This window comes from Streptomyces sp. 2323.1 (assembly GCF_900221035.1).
GTDB lineage: Bacteria > Actinomycetota > Actinomycetes > Streptomycetales > Streptomycetaceae > Streptomyces > Streptomyces sioyaensis.
On sequence record NZ_LT907981.1, the window covers coordinates 2,121,959 to 2,146,608 of the forward strand.

The 24,650-nt window shown below is 72.4% G+C and carries 24 protein-coding genes; 13 read left to right on the forward strand and 11 right to left on the reverse strand.

Annotated elements, in window-relative coordinates; genetic code table 11:
• Positions 1-15: 15 nt before the first annotated feature.
• The gene (locus CPH93_RS08485; protein ID WP_093649170.1) at positions 16-744 is read right to left on the reverse strand and encodes a response regulator transcription factor; all 729 of its coding nucleotides are present in this window, start codon (positions 742-744) and stop codon (positions 16-18) included.
• 275 nt (positions 745-1,019) lie between these two features.
• Between CPH93_RS08485 and CPH93_RS08490 the strand changes: the two genes are divergently transcribed.
• The 8 genes from CPH93_RS08490 to CPH93_RS08520 all read left to right on the forward strand — a co-directional run bounded on the left by CPH93_RS08490 (position 1,020) and on the right by CPH93_RS08520 (position 7,703).
• Complete coding sequence (locus CPH93_RS08490; protein WP_093485495.1) at positions 1,020-1,805, forward strand: amino acid ABC transporter ATP-binding protein; 786 nt, start codon at positions 1,020-1,022, stop codon at positions 1,803-1,805.
• A gap of 56 nt (positions 1,806-1,861) precedes the next feature.
• Complete coding sequence (locus tag CPH93_RS08495; RefSeq protein ID WP_231977237.1) at positions 1,862-2,773, forward strand: glutamate ABC transporter substrate-binding protein; 912 nt, start codon at positions 1,862-1,864, stop codon at positions 2,771-2,773.
• A gap of 140 nt (positions 2,774-2,913) precedes the next feature.
• Positions 2,914-3,561, forward strand: a complete 648-nt coding sequence (locus CPH93_RS08500; protein ID WP_006602708.1) for an amino acid ABC transporter permease — start codon at positions 2,914-2,916, stop codon at positions 3,559-3,561.
• Positions 3,562-3,637: 76 nt separating this feature from the next.
• The gene (locus tag CPH93_RS08505) at positions 3,638-4,573 is read left to right on the forward strand and encodes an amino acid ABC transporter permease (RefSeq protein ID WP_093485491.1); all 936 of its coding nucleotides are present in this window, start codon (positions 3,638-3,640) and stop codon (positions 4,571-4,573) included.
• A 214-nt stretch (positions 4,574-4,787) separates the two neighbouring features.
• On the forward strand, positions 4,788-6,599 hold the full coding sequence (locus CPH93_RS08510) for an FAD-dependent monooxygenase (RefSeq protein ID WP_093649168.1): 1,812 nt from the start codon (positions 4,788-4,790) through the stop codon (positions 6,597-6,599).
• A complete protein-coding gene (locus CPH93_RS37410) occupies positions 6,592-6,678 on the forward strand; it encodes a putative leader peptide (RefSeq protein ID WP_324846440.1) in 87 nt (28 codons plus the stop codon). Before CPH93_RS08510 ends, CPH93_RS37410 begins: the two co-directional genes overlap by 8 nt.
• Positions 6,679-6,756: 78 nt before the next feature.
• The gene (locus CPH93_RS08515; RefSeq protein ID WP_093649167.1) at positions 6,757-7,299 is read left to right on the forward strand and encodes a cysteine dioxygenase; all 543 of its coding nucleotides are present in this window, start codon (positions 6,757-6,759) and stop codon (positions 7,297-7,299) included.
• On the forward strand, positions 7,296-7,703 hold the full coding sequence (locus CPH93_RS08520) for a rhodanese-like domain-containing protein (protein WP_093485485.1): 408 nt from the start codon (positions 7,296-7,298) through the stop codon (positions 7,701-7,703). Before CPH93_RS08515 ends, CPH93_RS08520 begins: the two co-directional genes overlap by 4 nt.
• Positions 7,704-7,743: 40 nt before the next feature.
• Here CPH93_RS08520 and recX read toward each other — a convergent pair whose 3' ends face one another.
• The gene (recX, locus tag CPH93_RS08525) at positions 7,744-8,403 is read right to left on the reverse strand and encodes a recombination regulator RecX (RefSeq protein ID WP_096212464.1); all 660 of its coding nucleotides are present in this window, start codon (positions 8,401-8,403) and stop codon (positions 7,744-7,746) included.
• Between the two features lie 6 nt (positions 8,404-8,409).
• On the reverse strand, positions 8,410-9,531 hold the full coding sequence (gene recA, locus CPH93_RS08530; RefSeq protein WP_093485481.1) for a recombinase RecA: 1,122 nt from the start codon (positions 9,529-9,531) through the stop codon (positions 8,410-8,412).
• Positions 9,532-9,860: 329 nt separating this feature from the next.
• Here recA and CPH93_RS08535 point away from each other — a divergent pair, with 329 nt between their 5' ends.
• Positions 9,861-10,802, forward strand: coding sequence for an aminoglycoside phosphotransferase family protein (locus tag CPH93_RS08535; RefSeq protein WP_096212465.1), 942 nt, complete (start codon positions 9,861-9,863; stop codon positions 10,800-10,802).
• Positions 10,803-11,018: 216 nt separating this feature from the next.
• On the forward strand, positions 11,019-12,170 hold the full coding sequence (locus CPH93_RS08540; RefSeq protein ID WP_096212466.1) for a GDSL-type esterase/lipase family protein: 1,152 nt from the start codon (positions 11,019-11,021) through the stop codon (positions 12,168-12,170).
• Positions 12,171-12,292: 122 nt separating this feature from the next.
• Here the strand turns inward: CPH93_RS08540 and CPH93_RS08545 are convergent, their stop codons facing one another.
• The gene (locus CPH93_RS08545; RefSeq protein ID WP_096212467.1) at positions 12,293-13,528 is read right to left on the reverse strand and encodes an AI-2E family transporter; all 1,236 of its coding nucleotides are present in this window, start codon (positions 13,526-13,528) and stop codon (positions 12,293-12,295) included.
• A 117-nt stretch (positions 13,529-13,645) separates the two neighbouring features.
• A complete protein-coding gene (locus CPH93_RS08550) occupies positions 13,646-13,840 on the reverse strand; it encodes a DUF3046 domain-containing protein (RefSeq protein ID WP_093649162.1) in 195 nt (64 codons plus the stop codon).
• A 233-nt stretch (positions 13,841-14,073) separates the two neighbouring features.
• Between CPH93_RS08550 and CPH93_RS08555 the strand changes: the two genes are divergently transcribed.
• Positions 14,074-14,997, forward strand: coding sequence for a hypothetical protein (locus tag CPH93_RS08555; RefSeq protein WP_093485471.1), 924 nt, complete (start codon positions 14,074-14,076; stop codon positions 14,995-14,997).
• Between the two features lie 4 nt (positions 14,998-15,001).
• On the opposite strand, the gene CPH93_RS08560 is transcribed toward CPH93_RS08555, so the two are convergent.
• The 3 genes from CPH93_RS08560 to CPH93_RS08570 are packed head-to-tail and all read right to left on the reverse strand — an operon-like array spanning position 15,002 to position 17,146.
• The gene (locus CPH93_RS08560; RefSeq protein WP_093485469.1) at positions 15,002-15,310 is read right to left on the reverse strand and encodes an AzlD domain-containing protein; all 309 of its coding nucleotides are present in this window, start codon (positions 15,308-15,310) and stop codon (positions 15,002-15,004) included.
• Positions 15,307-16,170 carry an AzlC family ABC transporter permease gene (locus tag CPH93_RS08565; RefSeq protein ID WP_096212468.1) on the reverse strand — a complete coding sequence of 288 codons (864 nt, stop codon included), beginning with the start codon at positions 16,168-16,170 and terminating at the stop codon, positions 15,307-15,309. Before CPH93_RS08565 ends, CPH93_RS08560 begins: the two co-directional genes overlap by 4 nt.
• Positions 16,171-16,180: 10 nt before the next feature.
• Positions 16,181-17,146: an AraC family transcriptional regulator gene (locus CPH93_RS08570; RefSeq protein ID WP_096212469.1), complete on the reverse strand. Its 966-nt coding sequence runs from the start codon at positions 17,144-17,146 to the stop codon at positions 16,181-16,183.
• A gap of 148 nt (positions 17,147-17,294) precedes the next feature.
• Here CPH93_RS08570 and CPH93_RS08575 point away from each other — a divergent pair, with 148 nt between their 5' ends.
• On the forward strand, positions 17,295-22,067 hold the full coding sequence (locus CPH93_RS08575) for an Lhr family helicase (protein ID WP_096212470.1): 4,773 nt from the start codon (positions 17,295-17,297) through the stop codon (positions 22,065-22,067).
• A 66-nt stretch (positions 22,068-22,133) separates the two neighbouring features.
• Entirely contained in the window at positions 22,134-22,943 is an 810-nt protein-coding gene (locus tag CPH93_RS08580; RefSeq protein WP_096212471.1) for an Fpg/Nei family DNA glycosylase, read from the forward strand.
• Positions 22,944-23,074: 131 nt separating this feature from the next.
• Here the strand turns inward: CPH93_RS08580 and CPH93_RS08585 are convergent, their stop codons facing one another.
• The 3 genes from CPH93_RS08585 to CPH93_RS08595 all read right to left on the reverse strand — a co-directional run bounded on the left by CPH93_RS08585 (position 23,075) and on the right by CPH93_RS08595 (position 24,571).
• A complete protein-coding gene (locus CPH93_RS08585) occupies positions 23,075-23,371 on the reverse strand; it encodes a hypothetical protein (protein ID WP_231977239.1) in 297 nt (98 codons plus the stop codon).
• Positions 23,372-23,532: 161 nt separating this feature from the next.
• On the reverse strand, positions 23,533-24,003 hold the full coding sequence (locus tag CPH93_RS08590) for a Dps family protein (protein WP_096212472.1): 471 nt from the start codon (positions 24,001-24,003) through the stop codon (positions 23,533-23,535).
• Positions 24,004-24,187: 184 nt separating this feature from the next.
• Positions 24,188-24,571 carry a helix-turn-helix domain-containing protein gene (locus CPH93_RS08595; RefSeq protein WP_018092941.1) on the reverse strand — a complete coding sequence of 128 codons (384 nt, stop codon included), beginning with the start codon at positions 24,569-24,571 and terminating at the stop codon, positions 24,188-24,190.
• Positions 24,572-24,650: the final 79 nt, after the last annotated feature.

A 24,650-nucleotide genomic window follows, 5' to 3' on the forward strand; every position in this document is an offset into this window, starting at 1 on the left:
TGATCGCGGCGGCCTTCAGGAGGCCGGGGCGGCGGGCGACCCGGCGGCCGGGACGACCAGGCGGTAGCCGACGCCGCGCACCGTCTCGATCAGCGCGGGCATCCGCAGCTTGGCGCGCAGCGAGGCGACGTGCACCTCCAGGGTCCGGCCGGTGCCCTCCCAGCTCGTACGCCACACCTCGCTGATGATCTGCTCCCGGCGGAAGACCACACCGGGGCGCTGCGCCAGCAGGGCCAGCAGATCGAATTCCTTGCGGGTGAGCGGAACCGCGGCGCCGTCCACGGACACCTGGCGGGTGGGGAGTTCGACGGTGACCGCGCCCAGCCGGAGCGCCTCGTCGGCCACGCCCTCGTCGGCCGGCTGCTCACCGCCGCCGGGCGCGGTGCGCCGGCTCACCGCGTGGATACGGGCCAGCAGCTCACCGGTGTCGTACGGCTTGACGACATAGTCGTCCGCGCCGAGGTTGAGGCCGTGGATACGGGAGCGCACATCGGCCCGTGCGGTGACCATGATGACGGGGGTGGCGCAGATCTTGCGGATCCGGCCGCACACCTCGAAACCGTCCTGGTCGGGCAGCCCGAGGTCGAGCAGCACCACCGCGAACGGCTCGGCGCGGTCGGGCAGCAGGGCCTTGAGCGCCTCCTCGCCGTTGCGTGCGTGCACGACGGCCACGCCGTGCTTGGCGAGCACCGCGGACAGCGCCGCGGCGACATGATCGTCATCCTCGACGAGCAGCAGTCTCATCGGACCTCCTCCCGGGTGCGTGCGTACAGGCCACAGGGCATCTACGGCGATGGGGGGTGTGCGCGTCAAGAGGCGGCCACCTCCGCGCCGCCATCCGTTACCCAGCCGGTACTCCCGTGGCATATCGTCACGACATCCCTACGCGGCGTCGACTTCACGCACCGTGTCCGCCTGAGGCCGGATCGTTATGCTCAAGCTTCGCTCAGAACTAATGACGCTGGTCGCAGGGCATTACTAGGGTCCTCCCCAATCGAGGAGGACGGAGCTACCCGCCGATGAGCGAAGTATCGGTGACCAAGAACGCCGGGGGTCCTGCGCCCGCAGCGGACCGGCTGGTCGTGCTGGACAACGTGAACAAGCACTTCGGCGCGCTGCACGTGCTCCAGGACATCGACCTGACGATCAACCGCGGTGAGGTCGTCGTCGTGATCGGGCCCTCGGGCTCGGGCAAGTCGACGCTCTGCCGCACGATCAACCGCCTGGAGACCATCGACTCCGGCAGCATCACGATCGACGGGAAGCCGCTGCCGCAGGAGGGCCGCGAGCTGGCCCGGCTGCGCGCCGATGTCGGCATGGTCTTCCAGTCGTTCAACCTCTTCGCGCACAAGACGGTGCTCGAGAACGTGATGCTGGGGCAGACCAAGGTCCGCAGGACCGACAAGGCGGCGGCGGCGAAGAAGGCCCGCGCGCTGCTCGACCGGGTCGGTGTCGGCACCCAGGCGGACAAGTACCCCGCACAGCTCTCCGGCGGTCAGCAGCAGCGCGTGGCGATAGCCCGCGCGCTGGCGATGGACCCGAAGGTGATGCTGTTCGACGAGCCGACCTCCGCGCTGGACCCGGAGATGATCAATGAGGTGCTGGACGTCATGCAGCAGCTCGCCCGGGACGGCATGACGATGATCGTGGTCACCCATGAGATGGGGTTCGCGCGCTCCGCGGCGAACCGGGTCGTCTTCATGGCGGACGGCCGCATCGTCGAAGAGGCCGAGCCGAACCAGTTCTTCAACAACCCGCGCAGCGAACGCGCCAAGGACTTCCTGTCGAAGATCCTGCATCACTGAGGCCGCAGTTGGGCCACCCTCATTGCCACCACTTGTTGAACCAAAGGATGTTCACCATGAGGATTCGTAAAACTGCTGCGGCCGGTGCCATGGTGCTCGCGCTGGCGGCGACGGCGACCGCCTGCGGCGGCGAGTCGGGCACGGCCGGCGACAAGCCGGCCGGCGGCGACGTGTTCAGCAAGGACTACAAGGTCGCGGCCGCCCCGAAGATCGACTCTCCGGTGCTGAAGAAGGCCCTGAAGGCCAAGAAGATCGTGATCGGCGTCAAGGCCGACCAGCCGTTCCTCGGTTTCAAGGACCCCGGCACCGGCACGTACTCCGGCTTCGACATCGAGATCGCCAAGATGGTCGCCGCCGACCTGGGCTTCTCCACGAAGCAGATCCAGTTCAAGACGATCGACTCCAACGTCCGCGAGACCACCATCTCCAACGGCGACGTCGATTACTACGTCGGCACGTACACCATCAACGACGAGCGCAAGAAGCAGGTCGGCTTCGCGGGCCCGTACTACACGGCCGGCGCGGACCTCCTGGTGCGCAAGGACGACAAGAGCATCACCGGGCCGGACTCCCTCAAGGGCAAGAAGGTCTGCTCGATCACCGGGTCCACCCCGCTCCAGGAGATCAAGAAGTCGAAGTACGGTGCCGACACCACCGAGCTGGGCAAGTACTCGGACTGCGTGAAGGTCCTGCTGGACGGCGGCGCCGACGCGGTCACCACCGACGACGCGATCCTCAAGGGCTACGCCGCCCAGCGCCCCGAGAAGCTCCGGGTCGTCGGCAAGCCGTTCACCAAGGAGCCCTACGGCGTCGGCATGAGCAAGGACGACAAGGCCCTGCGTGACGAGATCACCAAGGCCCTGGAGAACCACATCAAGAACGGCGACTACAAGAAGGCGTACGAAGGCACGCTCGGCAAGTCGGGCTCGAAGTACGTCGCCCCGGAGACCCCGCTGCCGCGGTACTGAGGCTTCCGGTTTCTCTTCTGTGACGGCGCCGCCCCGTACGCCCGCCGCGGCGGGTGTACGGGGCGCGCTGTCGTCACCCGCTTCCCGGCCCCTGGGCCGTCCCCCGCCGCCGACCTGATGACCGCTACCGCGGAGACCCCATGAACGTACTCCTCGATTATCTGCCCGAGTTCCGCGACGGATTCCTCGGAACCCTGGAGATCACCGCGTCCAGCGGGCTGCTCGCCCTGGTGCTCGGCGTGCTCATAGCCGGCTTCCGGGTCTCCCCGATTCCGCCGCTGCGCGCCTTCGGGACGGCCTGGGTGACAGTCCTGCGCAACACCCCGCTGACGCTGCTGTTCCTCGTCGCGTTCTTCGTCGTGCCGCAGATCCTCTTCCAGGGCGCCAGCCCGTTCGTGCTGGCCACGCTGGCGCTGGGCTTCTACACCTCCTCGTTCGTGTGCGAGGCGGTGCGCTCCGGCATCAACACCGTGCCGCTGGGCCAGGCGGAAGCCGCCCGCAGCATCGGTATGACCTTCACCCAGACGCTGCGCCTGATCGTGCTCCCCCAGGCCACGCGCACCGTGCTCGCCCCGCTGAGCAGCATCCTGATCGCGCTGACCAAGAACTCCGCGATCGCCGGCGCCTTCAGCTTCCCGGAGCTGTTCAGCGTCTCCAAGCTGCTCAACGACAAGGGATACACGGTCGCCTGGATCTTCCTGTGGACCGCGCTCAGCTACCTCGTCATCACCTTCTCCATCAGCGGTCTCTTCCGGCTGCTGGAGCGCCGGATGGGAGTCGCCCGATGACCGGCGGACGCGGCAGAGGGAACAGCACGACCTGGGCGCCGCACAACGGCGGGGCGGAACGAAGCGAGGTAAAGGCATGAGCGGCGCCAGCGTTCTCTACGACGTACCCGGACAGAAGGCGAAGACGCGCAACCGCCTCTACTCCGTCCTCGGCTCCCTCGCGGTGCTCGGGCTGATCGCGTTCGCCTTCCTGCGGCTGAACAGCCGGGGGCAGCTCGAACCCGAGGTGTGGAACATCTTCAACAATGCCGGAGTGCGCACCGGCATCCGCGACGGCGTCCTGACGACCCTGCAGGTCTTCGCGGTGGCGGCGGTGCTGTCGCTGGCGCTGGGCGTGCTGCTCGCGGTGGCCCGGCTCTCGGACCACAAGCCGGTCAGCTGGCTGGCGACCGGCTTCATCGAGCTCTTCCGCGCCGTCCCGCTGCTGATCACGATCTATGCGGTGTGGGTGACCCTGCTCGCCAACCGGGAGAGCCTCGGGCTCGCCGGCAGCCAGCCGCAGTTCTGGGCGCTGGTCATCGGGCTGACCGTCTACAACGGTGCGGTGCAGGCCGAGGTGCTGCGGGCCGGCATCAACTCCGTGCCGACGGGACAGCGCGAGGCCGCCTACGCGCTGGGCATGAGCAAGACGCAGGTCATGACGACGGTGCTGATCCCGCAGGCCGTCCGGGCGATGCTGCCGACGATCATCAGCCAGCTCGTGGTGACCCTGAAGGACACCTCCCTCGGCTACATCATCACCTTCGAGGAACTGCTCTTCACCGCCCGGCAGATGAGCACCAACATCATCGTCAACGGCAATGACACCTACGTCCCGGTCATCATCGTCACCGGCAGCATCTACGTCGGCATGTGCCTGGCGCTGTCCTCCCTCGCCAACTGGATCGAGCGGCGCGGCCGCCGCACCAGGACCGGTATCGAGGTGGCGTCGGCCGGTGAGCCGGTGGCGGCCGCCGATGCGATGGAGGTGGCCGACGCGGTCCCCGGCGGGCCGGCGGCCAAGCAGGAGTGAGGGTGTGTCCGTGACCCCCGGCCGGCCCTGACGGCACGACCGCGGGCCACGGCCGGGAAGAGACCCTCCGGAGGCGGTGGCACCGGCGCCACCGCCTCCGTCACTTGACGCGAGCGGCCGCAGTGGGTTGCATACGCTGTGTGATCGCGCACCGGGCTCCAACTGCCAGTTCCCGCCTGTCCCGTACGTACCAGCGGCCCCGGGGAGCTGCGCCGTGGACCCGGTGATCGTCGTCGGGGCCGGCCCGGTCGGCCTCTCCCTCTCGCTCGCCCTCGCCCGTCTGGGCGTCCCCACCGTCGTCCTCGACGAGACCACCGGCCAGGAGGACACCCGGCCCGCCCGCACCGCCGTGCTCCGCCAGGACACCGCCGCCTTCGTCGGACGGATCGGCTGCGCCGACGCCCTGGAGACCGCCGGCACCCGCTGGACGGCCTGGCGCACCATGCGCCGCCGCCGGCTGCTGGAACGCGTCGCCTTCGCCCCGGACGGCCCGGCCGTCGCCCCCGCCACCGCGTCCCCGCTGCACCTCCCCCAGCACGCGCTCACCCGCGCCCTGCGCGCCGCACTCGCCGACGAGCCGCTCGCCGAGGTCGTCACCGGCAGCCGGCTGGCCGCGCTCGAACAGGACGGGCACGGCATCAGCGCCCAGACCCGCGGCCCCAACGGCACCTGGTGGCGCGGGAGTTACCTGATCGGCTGCGACGGCCCGCGCTCGACCGTCCGCAAGCTGCTCGACATCCGCTTCCCGGGCCGGACGGCCGTGGAGCGGCATGCGGTGGCCGCGCTGCGCTGCGAACTCCCCTGGCCCGGCGAGGCCCTGCTGCACCGCTCGCCGACCCGGCACGGCGGCGGTCCGGGCAGCGAGGTCTCGGCCCGTCCGCTGACCGACCACGTCTGGCGGCTGGACTGGCTGCTGCCACCGGGGCGGGAACTGGTCACCCCGGACGCCCTGGTCGCCCGGATCCGCGACTCCCTGGCCGGCTGGACCACCGACCCGCCCGCGGACGCTGCCGACGAGACCGGCGACGGGGGCGGCCGACCACTCGCACGCGGCCGCGGCCACGGCCGCCAGGTCCCGCCCTACGAACTCCTCGACACCGGTGTGCACACCGTCCACCACCGGCTGGCCCGGTGCTGGCGGGAGGGCCGGGCGTTCCTCGCCGGGGACGCCGCGCATCTGCTGGGCGCGCTCGGCACCCAGGGCCTGGACGAAGGCCTGCGGGACGCCGAGAACCTCGCCTGGAAGCTGGGCCTGGCCTGGCACCACGGCGCCTCCGAGCTGCTGCTCGACAGCTACCAGGCCGAGCGCCGGGGCGCCGTGGCGGCCCGGCTGCGCGCCGCCGACCAGGCGCTGCCGCTGCTCCGGGACGGCGGCGCGGCCCGCTGGCGGACCGTCCTGCCCGGCGCGGTGCGCGGCCGCAGCACCCTGCTGACCGACGGCCACCTGGGCCGCGGCCCCCTTGGCGCACCCCCGGTCTACGCCCGCACCCCGCTGGCACCACCCGCCGAGCACACCGGCGGGCCGCCCGTCGAGACGCTGCCCGGCGCACCGGTCGCGGATGTGGCGGTGACCGCGTCCGACGGCTCGGTGGTCCGGCTGCGCGACCGGCTCGGGCACGGCCTGCTGGTGGTGCTGGTGGCGCCCGGCACCGGCGTCTGGGACCGGCGGCACTGGCAGTCGGCGGGCCTGATGCCCCGGCTGGCCGAAGCGGTCGAGGCGCTGCCGATGGACGCCGAGATCCTGGTCACCGAGGCCTATCCGGGCGCGGCCGCCCACACCGTGCTGCTGGTCCGGCCGGACGGCCATCTGGTCACCACCCTGTCCGGTGTCCGCCCGGCCGACATGGCCGCCTGCGCGGACGCCGTACGGGGCGGGGCACACGGGCGTCAGGCCGCGGCAGGGCGGACCCCGCGGTCCGACGGAACCGGGAACTCCGCGGCGTCCGACGGCAACGGAGCCGAGGAGGGGGAGGGGTCCGCTGTTGACCCTGTCGGAACCTCCGTGCTTCACTCCGAGAATGACTGAACACGGCTCGCGATTCTGGCGGAGGGTCCATCTCGACCTGGTCCGCTATGCGGGCTGCATGTGTCGTCCCTCCTGTTGATCCGCTTCTTCTCCCCCGCGCGGCCGCCCGCCTCTGCACGGCAGCCGCGCCTCTTCGCGATCATTCAGGACGGTTTCCGTGCCCGACGTACGTACCCCTGCGCACCCGCATGCCTCCGGCCATGACGGCGGGCCGAGCGCAGCCGAACTCCTCGACTTCGTCCGCCGCAGCGCCGCGGACCCGGCGCTCATCGCCTCGCTCCCGCTCGACCCCGAAGGCCGTACCTGGATCCGGCTGGCCGGGCCGGGCGGCAGCGAGGCTTGGCTGATCGGCTGGCCGCCCGGCACCGGCACCGGCTGGCACGACCACGGCGGCTCGCACGGCGCCTTCGCGGCCGCCTCCGGTGAGCTGACGGAACAGTCGCTCGCCGCCCCGCTGCCCACCGAGGGCTGGACGACGCTGGAACTCGCCGAGGGCGTGGACCGGGAGCGCAGGCTCGGCGACGGCCGCGGCCGGGCGTTCGGCCCGCACCATGTGCACCAGGTGCTCAACACCTCCCAGGACACCCATGCGGTGTCGGTGCACGCCTACTACCCGCCGCTGCCGCTGATGCGCCGTTACAGCCGTACCGGGGCGGTCCTGCGGGTCGAAGCGGTCGAGCAGCCGGAGGAGTGGACATGAGCGCGGTCGACGAGCTGCTGGCGCGGGCCCGGCGGGAACTGGGGCACCGGGTCGGCCCCCGGGAGGCCGCCGCGGTCCAGGAGGCCGGCGGACTGCTGGTGGACATCCGCTACGCGGAGCTGCGGGAGCGGGACGGCACCATCCCCGGCGCGCTGATCGTCGAGCGCAACGAGCTGGAATGGCGGCTCGACCCGACGGGCGACCACCGCGCCCCGGAGGCAACCCATCACGCTCTGCCGGTCGTGGTCATCTGCAACGAGGGCTACGCCTCGAGCCTCGCAGCCCTCTCCCTCCGCCACTTGGGCCTGCACCGGGCGACCGACCTGGCAGGCGGATTCCAGGCTTGGCGTGGGGCAGGGTTGGGGGTGGGGGGAGCTGTGGGGGATGTGGCGTTGAGGGGCTGATGTTCCGGGGGGGCTCCGCTCCCCCTCCGTACGCGAGTCCTCACCCCTCTTCCGGCAGACAGTGCTCGTCCAGAAGTTCCGGATCCTCCCCCTCCTCTTCCAGTGCCTGCTTGACGACGCGCAGGGCGAGCCCTTCCCCGTAGCCCTTGCGGGCCAGCATTCCGGCCAGGCGGCGCAGCCGCTTTTCGCGGTCCAGGCCCCTGGTGGCCCGTAGCTTGCGGTCGACCAATTCACGGGCGGTGGACTCCTCCTGTGCGGAGTCGAGGCGGCCGACGGCCTCCTCGATGAGGGTGGAGTCCACCCCCTTGGTGCGGAGTTCGCGGGCCAGCGCGCGCCGGGCCAGGCCCCGGCCGTGGTGGCGGGAGTCCACCCAGGCGTCGGCGAAGGCCGCATCGTCGATCAGCCCGACGTCCTCGAACCGCGACAGCACCTCTTCCGCGGCCTCCTCGGGGATGCCCCGCTGCCGCAGGGCGTCCCCGAGCTGCTTGCGGGTCCGCGCGCTCCCGGTGAGCAGGCGCAGGCAGATGGCCCGCGCCTGCTCCTCGGGCGTACGCGGCGGTCCCGACTCGGCCCTCGACGAGGAGGGACCACCGCTGTCCGTATGGCCATGACGGCCCCTGCGGCCGCTACGGGTCTCGGCGTCGCCGGCAGCGCTGCCGGGGGCATCCCCGCTGTCCGGCCATTCCGTTCGCCGTGTCATGACGGGCTAGCTCTTGGCCGCGGCGGCCTTGGAACCCTTGGCGGCCTTCGCCGCCGGTGCCGGAGCTGCGGCAGCCGGTTCGCCCGCTGCCACCGCGGCGTCCGCGCCGGGGTCCGCCGCCGGGTCCTGCGGCTTCACACCGATGCCCAGCTTTTCCTTGATCTTCTTTTCGATCTCGTTGGCGAGATCCGGGTTGTCCTTGAGGAAGTTGCGGGCGTTCTCCTTGCCCTGGCCGAGCTGGTCGCCCTCGTAGGTGTACCAGGCGCCGGACTTGCGGATGAATCCGTGCTCCACACCCATGTCGATCAGACCGCCCTCACGGCTGATGCCCTGGCCGTAGAGGATGTCGAACTCGGCCTGCTTGAACGGCGGGGAGACCTTGTTCTTGACCACCTTGACGCGGGTACGGTTGCCGACCGCGTCCGTGCCGTCCTTGAGGGTTTCGATGCGGCGGATGTCGAGGCGCACCGAGGCGTAGAACTTCAGCGCACGGCCACCGGTCGTGGTCTCCGGCGAGCCGAACATCACGCCGATCTTCTCGCGGAGCTGGTTGATGAAGATCGCGGTGGTCTTGGACTGGTTGAGCGCGCTGGTGATCTTGCGCAGCGCCTGGCTCATCAGCCGGGCCTGGAGGCCGACGTGGGAGTCGCCCATCTCGCCCTCGATCTCGGCCCGCGGCACCAGGGCGGCGACGGAGTCGATCACGATGAGGTCGAGCGCGCCGGAGCGGACCAGCATGTCCGTGATCTCCAGGGCCTGCTCGCCGTTGTCCGGCTGCGACAGGATCAGGGAGTCGGTGTCCACGCCGAGCTTCTTGGCGTACTCGGGGTCGAGGGCGTGCTCGGCGTCGATGAACGCGACGGAGCCGCCGGCCTTCTGGGCGTTCGCGACGGCGTGCAGGGTCAGGGTCGTCTTACCGGAGGACTCCGGGCCGTAGACCTCGATGACGCGGCCGCGGGGGAGGCCGCCGACGCCGAGCGCGACGTCGAGGGCGGTGGAGCCGGTGGGGATGACCTCGATGGGCTCCTTCGACCGCTCCCCCATGCGCATCACGGCGCCCTTGCCGAATTGCCGTTCAATCTGTGCGAGCGCGGCGTCCAGTGCCTTCTCGCGGTCGGTGCCTGCCATGGGTTCCACCCGATTTGCTTGAGTCGATCGCTTCACGTCCATGACGCTAACGCCTGCCACTGACAATGCGCCCGGACCCGGCTCCGGCCTGTGGATAACTCCGCGGAAATGCCCGAGGACACAGGCCTGATCCCCAATGAGAATGGATGTTCGATTTTCGTGTCAAGCAGCGCCCCGCACCAGCTGCCGGCACCATGTCCCGGGCCACCGACCCTTGATCTTTGCCATTGAAGGTCGATGATCGGTGAGTTCGTGCCATCGACGTTTGCGCGGCACTGAGTGCTGGGCGTCACGAACGGCGGGTCACTGTCCGACTAGCGTGGCTCCGCATGACCCCTTCCGAGATCGAGATCACCGCAGAGCTGGTCCGGGATCTGCTGCACGACCAGCACCCGGACCTGGCCGGTCTCCCTGTGAAACTCGGCGCGCGCGGCTGGGACAACCAGCTGTGGCGGCTCGGCGACGACCTCGCCGTCCGGCTGCCCTGGGCGACACCGTCCGCGGACGCCCTCCTGCGCAAGGAGCACGAGTGGCTTCCTGCTCTCGCCTCGCACCTGCCCTTGCCGGTCCCCGTCCCGCAGCGCCTCAGCGAGCCCTCGGAGCGGTTTCCGCGGCCTTGGATCGTCACCACCTGGGTGCCGGGAACGCCCGCCGACCTCGCCCCCGCCACGCGCGCCGCGGAGGCGGCCGACACCTTGGCCGCCTTCCTGACCGCTCTTCACCGGCCTGCCCCCGAAGGGGCACCGACCGGCCGCGACCGTGGGGGCCCGCTGGCCGACCGTGCCGAGGGCTTTGCCCAGCAGCTGGCCTCGGCCACCGAAACGGGGCTGATCCCCGACCCGGACGCCGTCCGCGCGGTCTGGGAAGACGCCGTCGCCGCGCCCGACTGGACGGGGCCGGCACTGTGGCTGCACGGCGATCTGCATCCGGCCAACGTGCTCACCGCGGACGGCACCTTCTGCGGCGTGATTGACTTCGGCGACCTCTTTGCGGGCGATCCGGCCTGCGACCTCGCCGCCGCGTGGATGCTGCTGCCGGACGGCGCCATCGAGCGCTTCCACGCCGCATATCAGCCGGCCCCGGACCCCGCGACCCTGCGCCGCGCCCGCGGCTGGGCAGTGTGGAAAGCCCTCGCCTGCCTCCTCATTGGAGAGGCCGGCGTCCACGGCCGTCCGGGTGGCAAGCGCACCTGGGGCCCACCTGCCCACGCCGCGCTGCGACTCCTCGCCGCGACGGTCCGCCACCCCGGTTCCCCGGCACCAAAGAAATGACCTGAGTCACTCAAGCTTCGACGACACTGCTCAGCCTTCTCTGACACGGGACAACCGTGTCCCGTGCCGGTGAAGGTCGATCGCTGTCAATGAGGGTGGAGCAGCAGCCCGTTCGGTCCAGCGAAGTGTGATGTGGCAACGAGTGCTGCGTGTCAGGGTGGCGGTGGGAGAACTCGCGGGTGCGTACACGCATCCGGACCGGAGCGTTGGGGAGCGATGACGGTGGCGATGCGGGCATTTCCGCTGGTGGGCGGGCCGGTGGAGTTACGGGGTGCGCTGGACTTGGAGGAGACGCAGGCGGGGGTGATGCCTCGCCGGTTGCCCGCGTGGACCAAGGAGCAGTACCAGGACCCGTCGGTCCACGGCCCGACGGTGATGCCTTCGGGGGTGCGGCTGGTGTTCCGCACCGATGCGCGTGAGCTGGAGTTCGAGGTACTCACCTCCACAGGGCAGCTCGACACCGACCCCCACCCTCGCCCGACCGGGATGCTGGAACTGCTGGTGGACGGCGCCCACGCCGGGCGCCGGCAAGCACCTCTGGGCAATGTGATGCGGATGGCGAGCCCCGGGACCGCGCAGCGACTGGTCCCGGGGACGCCGGGGACCGTACGGTTCGACGGGCTGCCGGCTGGCATGAAGAACGTCGAGCTGTGGCTGCCGCAGCAGACCCCCACGGAACTGGTGGCGCTACGTGCTGACGGCGAGGTGCTGGCACCGCCGCCGGACGGCCGGCGCCGCTGGGTGCACCACGGCAGTTCCATCAGCCACTGCCTCGAAGCCGACGGCCCGACCGGCACCTGGCCGGTCGTGGCGGCTTCGCTCGGGGGAGTGGAGGTGATCAACCTCAGCCAGGCGGGCAACGACATGCTGGACCCCTATGTCGCCCGGACGATCCGCGATATGCCCGCCGACCTGATCAGCCTGAAGGTAGGCATCAACATCGTGGCCCTGGCCGCCTTCCGGCTGCGGACGTTCGGCCCGGCGGTGCACGGATTCCTGGACACGATCCGGGAGGGGCACCCGGACATCCCGCTGCTGCTGATGTCCCCGGTGAGTTGTCCGGCACTCGACGCGACTCCCGGCCCGACCGCGATCGGCCCGGACGGGAAGATCACAGCCCTGGGCGACCCGGCCGATGTGGCCCGTGGGGCGTTGTCGCTGAAGGTGGTCCGTGACGAACTGGCCCGAATCGTGGCGGCCCGGCGAGCACGCGATCCCCACCTCCACTATCTCGACGGCCGCACGCTGCTCGGTCCGGACGAGGTGGATGACCTTGCCGACGGCCTGCACCCCACTGCCGCCGCATACCACCGGATGGGCACTCGCTTCGCCGCGCACGCCTTCGCCGACGACGGCCCGTTCCGCTGATCGACCGGTGCTCTGCATCTGCACCAGGTACAGAGCCCGAGCGTCCCGGTAGCCGGTGCCTAGTTGTCCGGTCATGGCAGCACAGACGCCAGTCCCGGAGCGGACACGGCCCCCCGGAGCCGTCAGAGAGCGCCCTGCCCCTCCCCCTGGGCGCCCTCCGCCTCCCGGTCCTCCAGTGGGGACGACGGCTGGTCGGCGCGCAGGGTCCGCCGGACCCGGGCCAGGGCGCTGACGCCACGGCCGCGCCTGCCGCGGACCCGTAGATCGTCGGTGACCTCGTACCGCTTGACGTACGCACCGAGGAACGCCTGCAGCGTCGCCGTCGCCGGGATCGCGATCAGTGCGCCCACCGCGCCCATCAGGGCCGTGCCGGCGACGACCGAGCCGAAGGCGACGGCGGGATGGATGTCCACCGTCTTGGCGGTGATCCGCGGCTGCAGGAGGTAGTTCTCGAACTGCTGGTAGGTCACGACGAAACCGAAGACCCACAGCGCGTACCAGGGGTTGACGGTGAACGCGAGCAGGATGGGCAGCGCGCCCGCGAGATACGTGCCGATGGTCGGGATGAACTGGGAGACCAGCCCCACCCACATGCCCAGCGCCGGGGCGTACGGCACGCCGAGGACCTCCAGCAGGACGTAGTGCGAGACGCCGGAGATCAGTGCCATCAGCCCGCGGGAGTAGAGATAGCCACCGGTCTTGGCGACCGCGATCTCCCAGGCGCGCAGCACCTCCGCCTGGCGGTGCGGCGGCAGTACGGAGCACAGCGCACGGCGCAGCCGGGGGCCGTCGGCGGCGAAGTAGAACGAGAACAGGGCCACGGTCAGCAGGTTGAACAGGCTGCCCAGCACCGTCGCGGAGACGGCCAGGACGTTGTTGGCGCTGTCCTGGACGTACTTCTGCAGCCAGTCGGACTTGAGCAGGTTGTTCTGCACCTCGACCCGGGACAGATGGGTGTGCAGGGTGTTGTTGATCCAGCTGATGAGGGAGTCCAGATACTGCGGGAACTCCTCCACCATGGTGGTGATCTGCCCGGCGAGCATGGAGCCCAGGAGGGCGAAGAATCCGGCAGCGGCGACGAGGATGGTCAGGAAGACCAGGCCGGTGGCCAGTCCGCGCCGCATGCCCCGGGCCGCCATCCAGTCGACGGCCGGTTCGACGGCCAGCGCGAGGAAGAACGCGATCAGCACGTTCAGCAGCAGGGTGATCAGCTGGTGGAATCCCCAGGTGGCGAGCTGGAAGCAGGCCACGAGGGCGAGCGCGAGCACCATGGCGCGCGGCAGCCAGCGCGGCATCCGCGCATCGGCCCGCTCCTCGGGGCGTGGGACGTCGTTGCTGATCTCATCTGGCTCAGGCACGGAGCCAAGTGTCGCGCACTGCTGTGACATCCCCGGCCCTGGCCCGTGCGGCCCGGCTGCGGCGGGCCGCCGCCCGGACCCTTTCCGCCCAGGTCAGGGGGTGGAACCGCCGCCCGCTCAGCGCTTCTCGGGCGGCACGTCCATCACCGAGCAGACCACCCGCCACACCTCTTTGGCGCTCCATCCCGCATCCAGCGCCTCGTGCACGGTCCGGCCGCCGAGGCCGGACATCACATGATCACGTGCGAAGGAGTCGGCGTACGCCGCACCGAAGTGGTCCGCCATCCGCTCCCAGAAGATCGTCAACCGCATGAATTCCGCTCCGTACCCACTCTGATCTGCACTTTTCCGTCGCATCGCGCCCGTACGGCCGTACGGAGCCCTCCGGGAATCCCGCATCTCCCTGCACCAAGCATCCATCAGCCGGTCAGGGCGCCCGTCCGGCGGCCTGCAGGCCGTCAACCGCAGGCCTTCCGAATCCGTCCTGGGAGGGCACCGGTGCGCGAGCCGGTCCCCGCGGGGACTTTCCGCCTTACGGTCGGGCCATGGCCGACAACGTAAGCCCACCTTCGACCCCTCTGGCGCGTGCCGAGCGCTTCATCTGGCTGACCGCCCGGGTGCTCGAGCAGCGGCTCTTCGAGTACCACTTCCTCGGCGGCGGGCCCGACCCGGTCGAGACCGCGCTCGCCGCGTACCGCAACGACGACGACGGCTTCGGTCACGCCCTGGAGCCCGATCTCCGCGGCCCGGTCAGCCAGCCGCTGCACACCGCGCACGCCCTGAAGGTGCTCGATCTGATCGGCCGCTGTGACGGCCGCCAGGTGGAGCGGATCTGCCGCTATCTGACGAAGATCTCCACCCCCGAGGGCGCGCTGCCGGCGCTGCACCCCTCACTGCGCGGCTATCCGGCCGCGCCCTGGATCCCGGTGGTCGACGATCCGCCGAGCGCACTGCTGGCCACCGGCCCCGTGGTGGGGGTGCTGCACCGCAACGAGGTGTGGCACGCCTGGCTGTTCCGGGCCACGGACTACTGCTGGGCGGCCGTGGAGTCGCTGGAGGAGACCCATCCGTACGAGGTCGAAGCGGCGGTGGCCTTCCTGGACGGCGCCCCGGACCGGCCGCGGGCGGCCGCCGCAGCGCAGCGCCTCGGCCGGCTCGTACGGGAGCAGCAGCTGGTTCTGCTGGACCCGGAGCAGGCCGCTGATGTCCCGGTGGCGCCGGGGTACGCCCCCGGGGAACATCACCTGGCGTACGACTTCGCCGCCGCCCCCGGCTCGCTGGCCCGCAGCTGGTTCACCGACGGGGAGATGGACCGGGCGCTGGACCACCTCGCCGCGCTCCAGGAGAAGGACGGCGGCTGGCCGGTCAACTGGCGGGTGTGGGCACCCGGGACGGCACTGGAGAGCCGCCCGATGGTGACGCTCAAGGCGCTGCTGACCCTGCGGGCGTACGGGCGCCCCCTGGGCTGAGCGCTCAGCCTCCCAGGGCCCGCACCCCCGCGGTGACGATCACGGCGACCCCTACGACCAGGAGGAACGGCGCCCGCAGGACAAGCGCGAGGGCCGCGGCGGCCACCCCCGCGGCCTTGGCGTCGAGCATCGGATACCGGCCGTCGCTGAAGGTCTGCTGGGCGGTGAGCGCGGCCAGCAGGGCCACCGGCAGCAGGGCGGCCAGCCGTTTGACGAGCGGACGCTCCAGCAGGCCGGCGGGCGCCGCCAGACCGAGATACTTGATCAGGTAGCAGCCGACGGCGGTGACGGCGATCGCGATCCAGACGTTCATGCCCGGTCCTCCCCGGTGGTGTGGCGCATCTGCGCGGCTCCTTCCTGGGGCGCGGTGCCATCCTGCGGCGCGGGCGGCGGCCCGGTGCCCTCCGGGCCGGTGCCGGGCTGCTCCGTCCCGTCCGCCTCCCTGGTGCGCTCCCCTCGCCCCTGCGCCAGGAGGACGGCGGGTGCGGCGAGCGCCGAGACCAGCACCGGTACACCGGTGGGCAGCAGTGGCAGCGTCACCATGACCAGCACCACGGCCAGGCCCGCCGTGAGCCGCTCGACGGTGGTCGTGAGCTTGGGCGCGAGCAGCGCCAGGAAGACCGCGGGGCCGGCCGCGTCCAGCCCCCAGGCGTCGGTGTCACCGAGCGCTCCGGCACCAAGAGCGCCGAAGAGGGTGGTGAGGTTCCACAGGACGTACAGCGTCAGCCCGGTGACCGTGAAGCCCAGCCGGGCGCTGCGCCGGTCGGGCTGGGCCAGGGTGACGGCGGAGGTCTCGTCGATGACCCAGTGGGCGGCGAGGGGTTTCACCGTTGCCCGGTAGCCGAGGACGGCCGACAGCCGCAGCCCGTAGAAGGCGTTGCGCGCGCCCAGGAAGAGGGCGGCGGCCGCGGCGGTGAGCGGATTCCCGCCCGCCGCGAGCGCGCCGACCAGGGCGAGCTGGGACGCCCCGGTGAACACCAGCAGGCTGAGCGCGCAGGTCTGCAGGAGGCTGAGCCCGGCGCCGGCCGAGGTCACGCCGAAGGCGAATCCGGAGAGGCCGACGGCGACGCCGACTCCGAGCGCGTCCCGGATGACGGCGGAGTCGGGTTTCGCGGAGACGGCCGGCGGCTCTGCGGCCCGCCCCGGGGTGCGTATGTCTGTCTGTTCTGCCACGCCCCGGACGTTAGGAGCCGGTGCCCTCGGCGGTCTTGTACGTTCTTGCGCCCCGGGTGGGCTGCCCTTCACCGGCAGCCCCCGTCCCGCCCGGCACTGCCGCGCGCTCCCTGCGGTACGCGCCCGGGGGCACCCCGACGATCCGGGTGAAGTGCCGGTTGAGGTGAGGCTGATCGGTGAAGCCGACGGCGACGGCCGCGTCGGCGGGGGCGCTGCCCGCTTCCAGGAGCCGGCGGGCCCGGCGCACCCGGGCATCGGTGAGCCAGGTGTGCGGCGGCATCCCGTAGGCGCTCCGGAAGGCCCGCAGCAGCGCGAACGGGCCGGTCCCGAGCTCCTCGGCCAGCCGCTCCAGGGAGGGCGGGTCGGCCATCCGCTCCTCCAGAACGGTCCGCGCGCGGGCGGCGGTGCGGGCGCCGGCGCTCCGGGGGGTGCGCACCGGGAGCGGGCCTCCGTAGCGGCGCAGCAGCCGGGCGACGAGGATCCGCAGCAGGCTGTCGGCGGCGAGCGCATTGCCGGCCTCGGCGGCCCGGTGGATCTCGGTGATCATGTGGCCGAGGTGCGGGTCCTCGGCGACCGTCTCGTCGAATCCCGCGGTGCCGCGCAGCCCCGTGGTCTCCGCGGCGATCTCGGCGACGACGTCGGAGGAGGGGTAGAGCGTGGCGTAGCTCCAGCCCTCGGGGGCGCCGGCCCGCGCGGTGTGCGCAACCTCCGGGTTGATCATCATGATGCCGCCGTGGCCGGCCCGGACGGTGCCCTGCTGGAACCCGACCTCCTCGATACCGGAGGTGACCGCGCAGACGACATACCCGTCGTGGGCATGGCGGGGGAAGGAGTGCCGGACGTAGCGGGCGCGCAGCAGATCGAGGCCGGGCAGCCCCGCGTAGCGCCAGTGACGCGCCCACTCGCCACGCGCCCGCGGCGTGACGCCGGCGCCGGGGCCGCCGTCGGCCGCACCGTCCCCGCTGACCATGACCATGCCGCCATTCTGCGTCCGGCCCGTGGCCGCCGGTCTGCACGTCCGAAGCGTGGACGGCCGGGCGGCGGGCGGCCTCGGCGGCCGGGGAACGCACAGGTGGCAGCGGGGGCGGACCGCGTTGTCAGTGGTCCGGTGCACGATGGGGGACATGGCCCAGGCAGCGCTCGACTCGTTCTCGCCCGCGACCCGCGGTTGGTTCGCCGGGGCGTTCAGCGCGCCCACCGCCGCGCAGGAAGGTGCCTGGCAGGCGATCGGCGCGGGCAGTGACGTCCTCGTGGTGGCGCCGACTGGCTCCGGCAAGACGCTCGCCGCCTTCCTCGCCTCCCTGGATGCGCTGGCGAGCACTCCGCCACCCGCCGAGCCGAAGAAGCGCTGCCGGGTGCTGTACGTCTCGCCCCTGAAGGCGCTGGCCGTCGATGTCGAACGCAATCTGCGCAGTCCGCTGACGGGCATCCGTCAGGAGTCGGTCCGTCTGGGGCTGCCGGAGCCGGACATCACGGTCGGCATCCGCTCCGGGGACACCCCGCCCGCCGAACGCCGGTCGCTCGCCAACCGCCCGCCGGACATCCTCATCACGACCCCGGAGTCGCTGTTCCTGATGCTGACGTCCTCGGCCCGGGAGGCGCTGGCGGGCGTCGAGACGGTGATCGTGGACGAGGTGCATGCCGTCGCCGGCACGAAGCGCGGCGCGCATCTGGCGCTCTCCTTGGAGCGGCTGGACGAGCAGCTGGACCGCCCGGCGCGGCGGATCGGGCTGTCGGCGACGGTGCGCCCGGTGGAGGAGGTGGCCCGCTATCTGTCGCCGCGGCGCCGGGTGGAGATCGTGCAGCCGCCGTCCGGGAAGCGTTTCGACCTCTCGGTGGTCGTGCCGGTGGAGGACATGGGCGAACTGGGCGGCTCACCGGTCCAGGAGGGCGAGACCGGCGAGAAGCCGTCCATCTGGCCGCAGGTCGAGGAGAAGATCGCCGATCTCGTCCAGGCCCACCGCTCGACGATCGTCTTCGCCAACTCCCGCCGCCTGGCGGAGCGGTTGTGCAACCGCCTCAACGAGATCGCCTACGAGCGGGCGACGGGAGAGGCCCTGCCCGAGCACCACTCCCCCGCGGAGCTGATGGCGGAGGCCGGCGCCGCCAAGGGTGCGCCCCCCGTGCTGGCCCGGGCCCACCACGGCTCGGTGTCCAAGGAGCAACGCGCCCAGGTGGAGGAGGATCTGAAGGCCGGCCGGCTGCCGGCCGTGGTCGCCACGTCCAGCCTGGAGCTGGGCATCGACATGGGCGCGGTCGATCTGGTCGTCCAGGTGGAGTCCCCGCCGTCGGTGGCGTCCGGGCTGCAGCGCGTCGGCCGGGCCGGGCACCAGGTCGGCGCGGTCTCGACGGGCATCGTCTTCCCGAAGTACCGCGGCGACCTGGTGCAGGCGGCCGTGGTCACCGAGCGGATGCGCTCGGGTGCCATCGAGGCGCTGCGGGTGCCGGCCAACCCCCTGGACGTGCTCGCCCAGCAGCTCGTCGCCATGACCGCGATGGAGACCTGGGACGTCGAGGAGCTGCTGGCCGTCGTCCGGCGGGCGGCCCCGTTCGCCGCGCTCCCCGAGTCGGCGTTCACGGCCGTACTGGACATGCTCGCCGGCCGCTATCCCTCGGACGCCTTCGCCGAACTGCGGCCGCGTCTGGTGTGGGACCGCGTCGCCCGGACCGTCACGGGACGCCCCGGAGCCCAGCGGCTGGCCGTCACCTCCGGTGGCACGATCCCCGACCGCGGCCTGTTCGGGGTGTTCCTGGCGGGCAGCGAGTCCAGTAAGGGGGGTGGGCGACGGGTCGGAGAGCTCGACGAGGAGATGGTCTACGAGTCCCGCGTCGGCGATGTCTTCACGCTCGGCACGACGTCCTGGCGCATCGAGGACATCACCCGTGACCGGGTGCTGGTCACCCCCGCCCCCGGGGTGCCGGGACGGCTGCCGTTCTGGAAGGGCGACCAGCTCGGCCGCCCCCTCGAACTGGGCCGGGCGCTCGGCGCGTTCCTCCGTGAGATCGGCTCGCTCGGCCCCGAGGAGGCCGGGGCCCGGCTGTCCGCCGCCGGGCTGGACGACTGGGCGGTGTCCAATGTGCTGAGCTATCTCGCCGAGCAGAAACAGGCCTGCGGCCATGTCCCCGATGACCGCACGATCGTCGTGGAGCGGTTCCGCGACGAGCTGGGCGACTGGCGGGTGGTCATCCACTCCCCGTTCGGCGCGCAGGTGCACGCCCCCTGGGCGCTGGCGCTGGGCGCCCGTCTCGCCGAGCGCTACGGCATGGACGCCCAGGTGATGCACGCCGACGACGGCATCGTGCTGCGGCTGCCCGATGCCGATCTGATGGGCCTCGATCTCCTCGACGGCGACGCCGGTTTCGACCCGGCCGCCGACCCGGGCCTGCACGCCCGGGGCACGGAGTACGACCCGGAACAGTCCCCGGTGGGGGCCGCCGATGTCGCCTTCGACCACGGCGAGGTCGACCAGCTCCTCACCGACCAGGTCGGCGGGTCCGCGCTGTTCGCCTCCCGTTTCCGGGAGTGCGCCGCCCGGGCCCTGCTGCTGCCGCGGCGCAGCCCCGGCAAGCGCACCCCGCTGTGGCAGCAGCGTCAGCGGGCCGCCCAACTCCTCCAGGTGGCCAGCGAGTTCGGGTCGTTCCCGATCGTGCTGGAAGCCGTTCGGGAATGCCTCCAGGACGTCTTCGACGTACCGGGTCTGACGGAGCTGATGCGCGACCTCGAGGCCCGCCGGGTCCGCCTGGTGGAGGTCACCACCCCCGAGCCGTCCCCGTTCGCCCGCTCGCTGCTGTTCGGCTATGTCGCCCAGTTCCTGTACGAGGGCGATTCGCCGCTCGCCGAGCGCCGCGCCGCCGCGCTCTCCCTGGACTCCCGGCTGCTCGCCGAGCTGCTGGGCCAGGCCGAGCTGCGTGAGCTGCTGGATGCCGAGGTGCTGGCCGAGCTGGAGCGCGAGCTGCAGTGGCGCACGGAGGACCGGCGGGTCAAGGACGCCGAGGGGGTCGCCGATGTGCTGCGGCTGCTGGGCCCGCTGACCGACGCCGAGCTGGCCGAGCGCGGCGCGGATCCGGCATGGGCCGGGGAGCTGGCCGCCGCCCGCCGCGCCCTGCGGGTGCGGATCGCCGGCGCCGACCACTGGGCCGCCGTCGAGGACGCCGGCCGGCTCCGCGACGCGCTGGGCACGGCGCTGCCGGTCGGCGTCCCGGAGTCGTTCACCGAACCGGTCAAGGACCCGCTCGGCGATCTGCTGTCCCGGTACGCCCGTACCCACGGCCCGTTCACCTCCGAGCAGGCAGCCGCCCGCTTCGGCCTGGGCACGGCCGTCACGGACGGCGCGCTGCACCGCCTCGCTGCCGCCGGTCGGGTCGTCCAGGGGGAGTTCCATCCCGCGGGCATCGGCCAGGAGTGGTGCGACGTCCAGGTGCTGCGCAGGCTGCGCCGCCGCTCGCTGGCCGCCCTGCGCGAGGAGCTGGAGCCGGTGCCGCCCGCCGCGCTCGCCGCCTTCCTCCCCCAGTGGCAGCACGTCGGCGCCCCGCGCCCGGCTCCGGTGAGCGGCGCGCCGGCGGTGTCCGGCGGCGCGACGCACGGTCTGCGCGGCATCGACGGCCTGGCGCGCGCCATCGAGCAGCTCCAGGGCGCGCCGGTGCCCGCGTCCGCCCTGGAGAAGCTGGTGCTCCCGTCCCGCGTCGGCGGCTACACCCCCGCGCTGCTGGACGAACTCACCGCCACCGGCGAGGTGGTGTGGGCCGGCGCCGGCGCCCTCCCCGGGAAGGACGGCTGGCTCTCCCTCCATCTGGCCGACACCGCCCCGCTGCTGCTCCCGCCGCCGCTCCCGCTGGAACTGTCCGCGCTGCACGAGTCGTTGCTGACCGCCCTCGCCCCCGGATACGGCCTGTTCTTCCGCCAGCTCGCCGACCAGGTCCGCGCCACCACCCACCCCGATGCCACCGACCCACAACTGGCCGACGCGCTGTGGGAGCTGGCCTGGTCGGGCCGGCTGACCAACGACACCCTGGCCCCGCTGCGCGCCCTCCTCGGCTCGGGCCGGACCGCCGGCTCCACCGCCCATCGCGCCCGCCGCGCCACCCCCCGGGGCCGCTGGGGACACCCCGTGGGCGCGGGCCGCAGCGGCCGCCCCACCGCTTCCCGGTCCGGCCCGCCGACCGTGGGCGGCCGCTGGTCACTGCTGCCCGCCGCCGAACCGGACCCCACGCACCGCGCCCACGCCCTGGCCCGTGCGCTCCTGGACCGCCATGGCATCGTCACCCGCGGTGCGGTCGCCGCCGAGGGCGTCGAAGGCGGCTTCTCCGCCGCCTACCGCGTACTGGCCGCCTTCGAGGAGTCCGGCCAGGCCCGCCGCGGCTATGTGGTGGAGGGGCTGGGCGCCGCCCAGTTCGCGATGGACGGCGCGGTGGACCGGCTGCGCGCGGTCAGCACCCAGCGGGAGCGCACCGCCGACGAGGCGCTGCCGGACAGCGGCCCGGCGCCGTCCCGGCGCGGCGGCCCGCAGCGCGCCGTCCTGCTGGCCGCCGCGGACCCCGCCAACGCCTACGGCGCCGCCCTGCCCTGGCCCGAGCCGCCCGAAGGATCCACCCACAAGCCCGGCCGCAAGGCGGGCTCCCTGGTCGTCCTGGTCGACGGCGAGCTGACGCTCTACATGGAGCGCGGCGGCAAGACCCTGCTGGTCTGGCCGCTCGGCCACGACCCGGCCCGGGCCGCCGGCGACCCGCGCCTCCAGCTCGCCGTCGAGGCCCTCACCGACGCCGCCCGCGCCGGCGCCCTGGGCACCATCACCACCGAACGCATCAACGGCACCGCGGCGCTGACCTCCCCCTTTGCCGCCACCCTGGAGTCCGCCGGCTTCCACCCGACCCCGCGCGGCCTGCGCCTACGGGGGTGATGCGCACGGCGCCGCGACACCGTCCGCTCCTCCACCCCCACGCGCCCCTCCCGGCATGATGGGGGCATGCCCGAAGGCGACACCGTCTGGCGTCTGGCCCAGCGGCTGCACGAAGCGCTGGCCGGCTGCCCGCTGACCCGCTGCGAACTGCGGGTACCCCGGCTCGCAACGGTGGATCTGACCGGCCGCCGGGTGCTGGACGTGGTCCCGCGCGGCAAGCACCTCCTCACCCGCTTCGAGGGCGGCCTCACCCTCCACTCCCATCTGCGGATGGACGGCGCATGGAAGATCTACGCCCCGGCCGAGCGCTGGCGCGGCGGCCCCGCCCACCAGATCCGGGCGATCCTCGGCACCGCGGACCACACCGCCGTCGGCTACCGCCTGCCCGTCCTCGATCTGCTGCGCACGGCCGAGGAACCACGGGTCGTCGGCCATCTGGGACCCGACCTCCTCGGCCCCGACTGGGACCCTGCCGAGGCCCTGCGCCGGCTGTCCTGTGACCCGGCACGGCCGCTCGGCGAGGCCCTGCTCGACCAGCGCAATCTCGCCGGCATCGGCAATGTCTACAAGTCCGAGCTGTGCTTTCTGCTGCGCGCCTCCCCCTGGCTGCCGGTGGGGCAGCTGCCCCACCCCGAGCGCGTGCCCACCCTCGCCAAGAAGCTGCTCGACGCCAACAAGCGCCGCCCCGCCCGCACCACCACACCCAGCGCCCGCCCCGATCGCCGGCTGTGGGTCTACGGCCGGGCCGGCCGCCCCTGCCTGCGCTGCGGAACGGCGATCCGCACCGCCACCCAGGACCCCACCACCGAGGAACGCGTCACCTACTGGTGCCCCACCTGCCAGCCCGACCCACCGGGCGACCACGCCACCGGCTGACCCCGAACACAGACCTCGCGCCTTCAGTGCCAGCAGCCCTCGCACCCGCCAAGCCGTACCCGGCCTCAGCCGCCCCGCCCTTCACAACCGGCCAGACCCTCCGCCCGAACGCCGGCGTCGCCATGCTCTGGTCAACGACGACCGCCCCGACGCCCCCGAAGCCCCCGAACCACCCGCCCCAGAACCCGGCGGCAGATCCCGTCCCCCCGCTCCGTCCACGGAACACAGTGCACCGGCAGCAGACTGAGCCCCCAGCCGCCCACGACGACGGCCCCTTCGACCACCCCCGCCGACTGCGGCCACAGCACCAGCCGGGCCGCGGCCCACCACCACACGCCCCCGAGGACGGCCGCGGATATCCAGCGCCCCGGTACGGCCCGCGGGTGCCGGCCGGCCCGCCCGCGGGCCGTGACGTCACGCCACCCCATGGCTGCCTCCTCCGGCCGACGCTAGACGGGACCCGCCGCCCGGCGGGAGGGCGCACCGGGGCATTCCCGGCGCGTGGACGGTCTCGCACACCCGGAGGGAACGGCGCCGCGAACTCGACGGACAGGGCCCCGGGCGGCCCCTCGGCGGGCGCCGCGCTCCGTCAGTGGGCCTCGGCCTGGAACATCCAGTGGTGCTTCTCCAGGTCACCGGTCAGACCGATGAGGATGTCCTGGCTGACCGGGTCCGGGTCCGCGGTCGCCACGATCCGCTCCCGCATCCGGCCGATGACCGCGGACAGCGCCTCCACCATCGCCCGCACCACGTCACCGTCCTTGATCCAGCCGTCCCCGATCTCGCGGATGCCGCTGGTCTTGGCGACGGTGGCAGCGCGCCCGTCGGGGGGCACCCCGATCGCGGACGCCCGCTCGGCCACCGTGTCGGCATGCGCCCGCGCGCTGGCGACCACGTCGTCGAGCTGGAGGTGTACGGAGCGGAAGCGCGGACCGACGACGTTCCAGTGCACCTGCTTCGCCACGAGGGACAGGTCCACCAGATCGACCAGCGCGCCCTGGAGGGCGTGCCCGACGATGCCGCGGCCTTCGTCGGACAGCGTGCTCTTGACCACAGACATCCAGATACTCCTGTTCGGGCGATTTATCCGGTTTTGTCATCGTACAAATGAATCGCCCGGGAGGAGCGGCCGCGCGGTCCGGCCGGACATTCCCGCAGGCACCGCCGCCCGCGCTCCCGGCGGGCAGCACAAAGCCCCGGCCGGGTGCTGCCCGCCGGGGCTTCGATGCGTACGAACAGGGGTGTCAGGCCGCGACGACATCCACGACGTCGGCCGGGGACTTGATGGTCACGCGGTCCTCGGGCACACCGGCCAGGGACGTGACGGACACCGAATTGAGCTTCGGCCGTACCGGTGCGGGCACCGGGTCGCTCGCGGCCGCGGACGCTGCCAGCTCGGCGAGCGCAAGCTCGTCGCTGACCTCCCGCATGAGCTCGGACATGCGCACATCCAGCGCGTCACAGATCGACGAGAGCAGCTCGGAGGAGGCCTCCTTCTGCCCCCTCTCCACCTCGGACAAATAGCCGAGCGATACCCGGGCGGAGGAAGAGACCTCGCGCAGGGTTCGGCCCTGGCGCTGACGCTGTCGGCGCAGCACGTCACCCAGCAGGCGACGAAGCAGAATCATCGCTGGCTCCCTCCTCGGACCTCGGATCCGGATCCTTCTCGCCCCACCGTACCGCCTCGGGCGGTACCAGTGCCGGGCG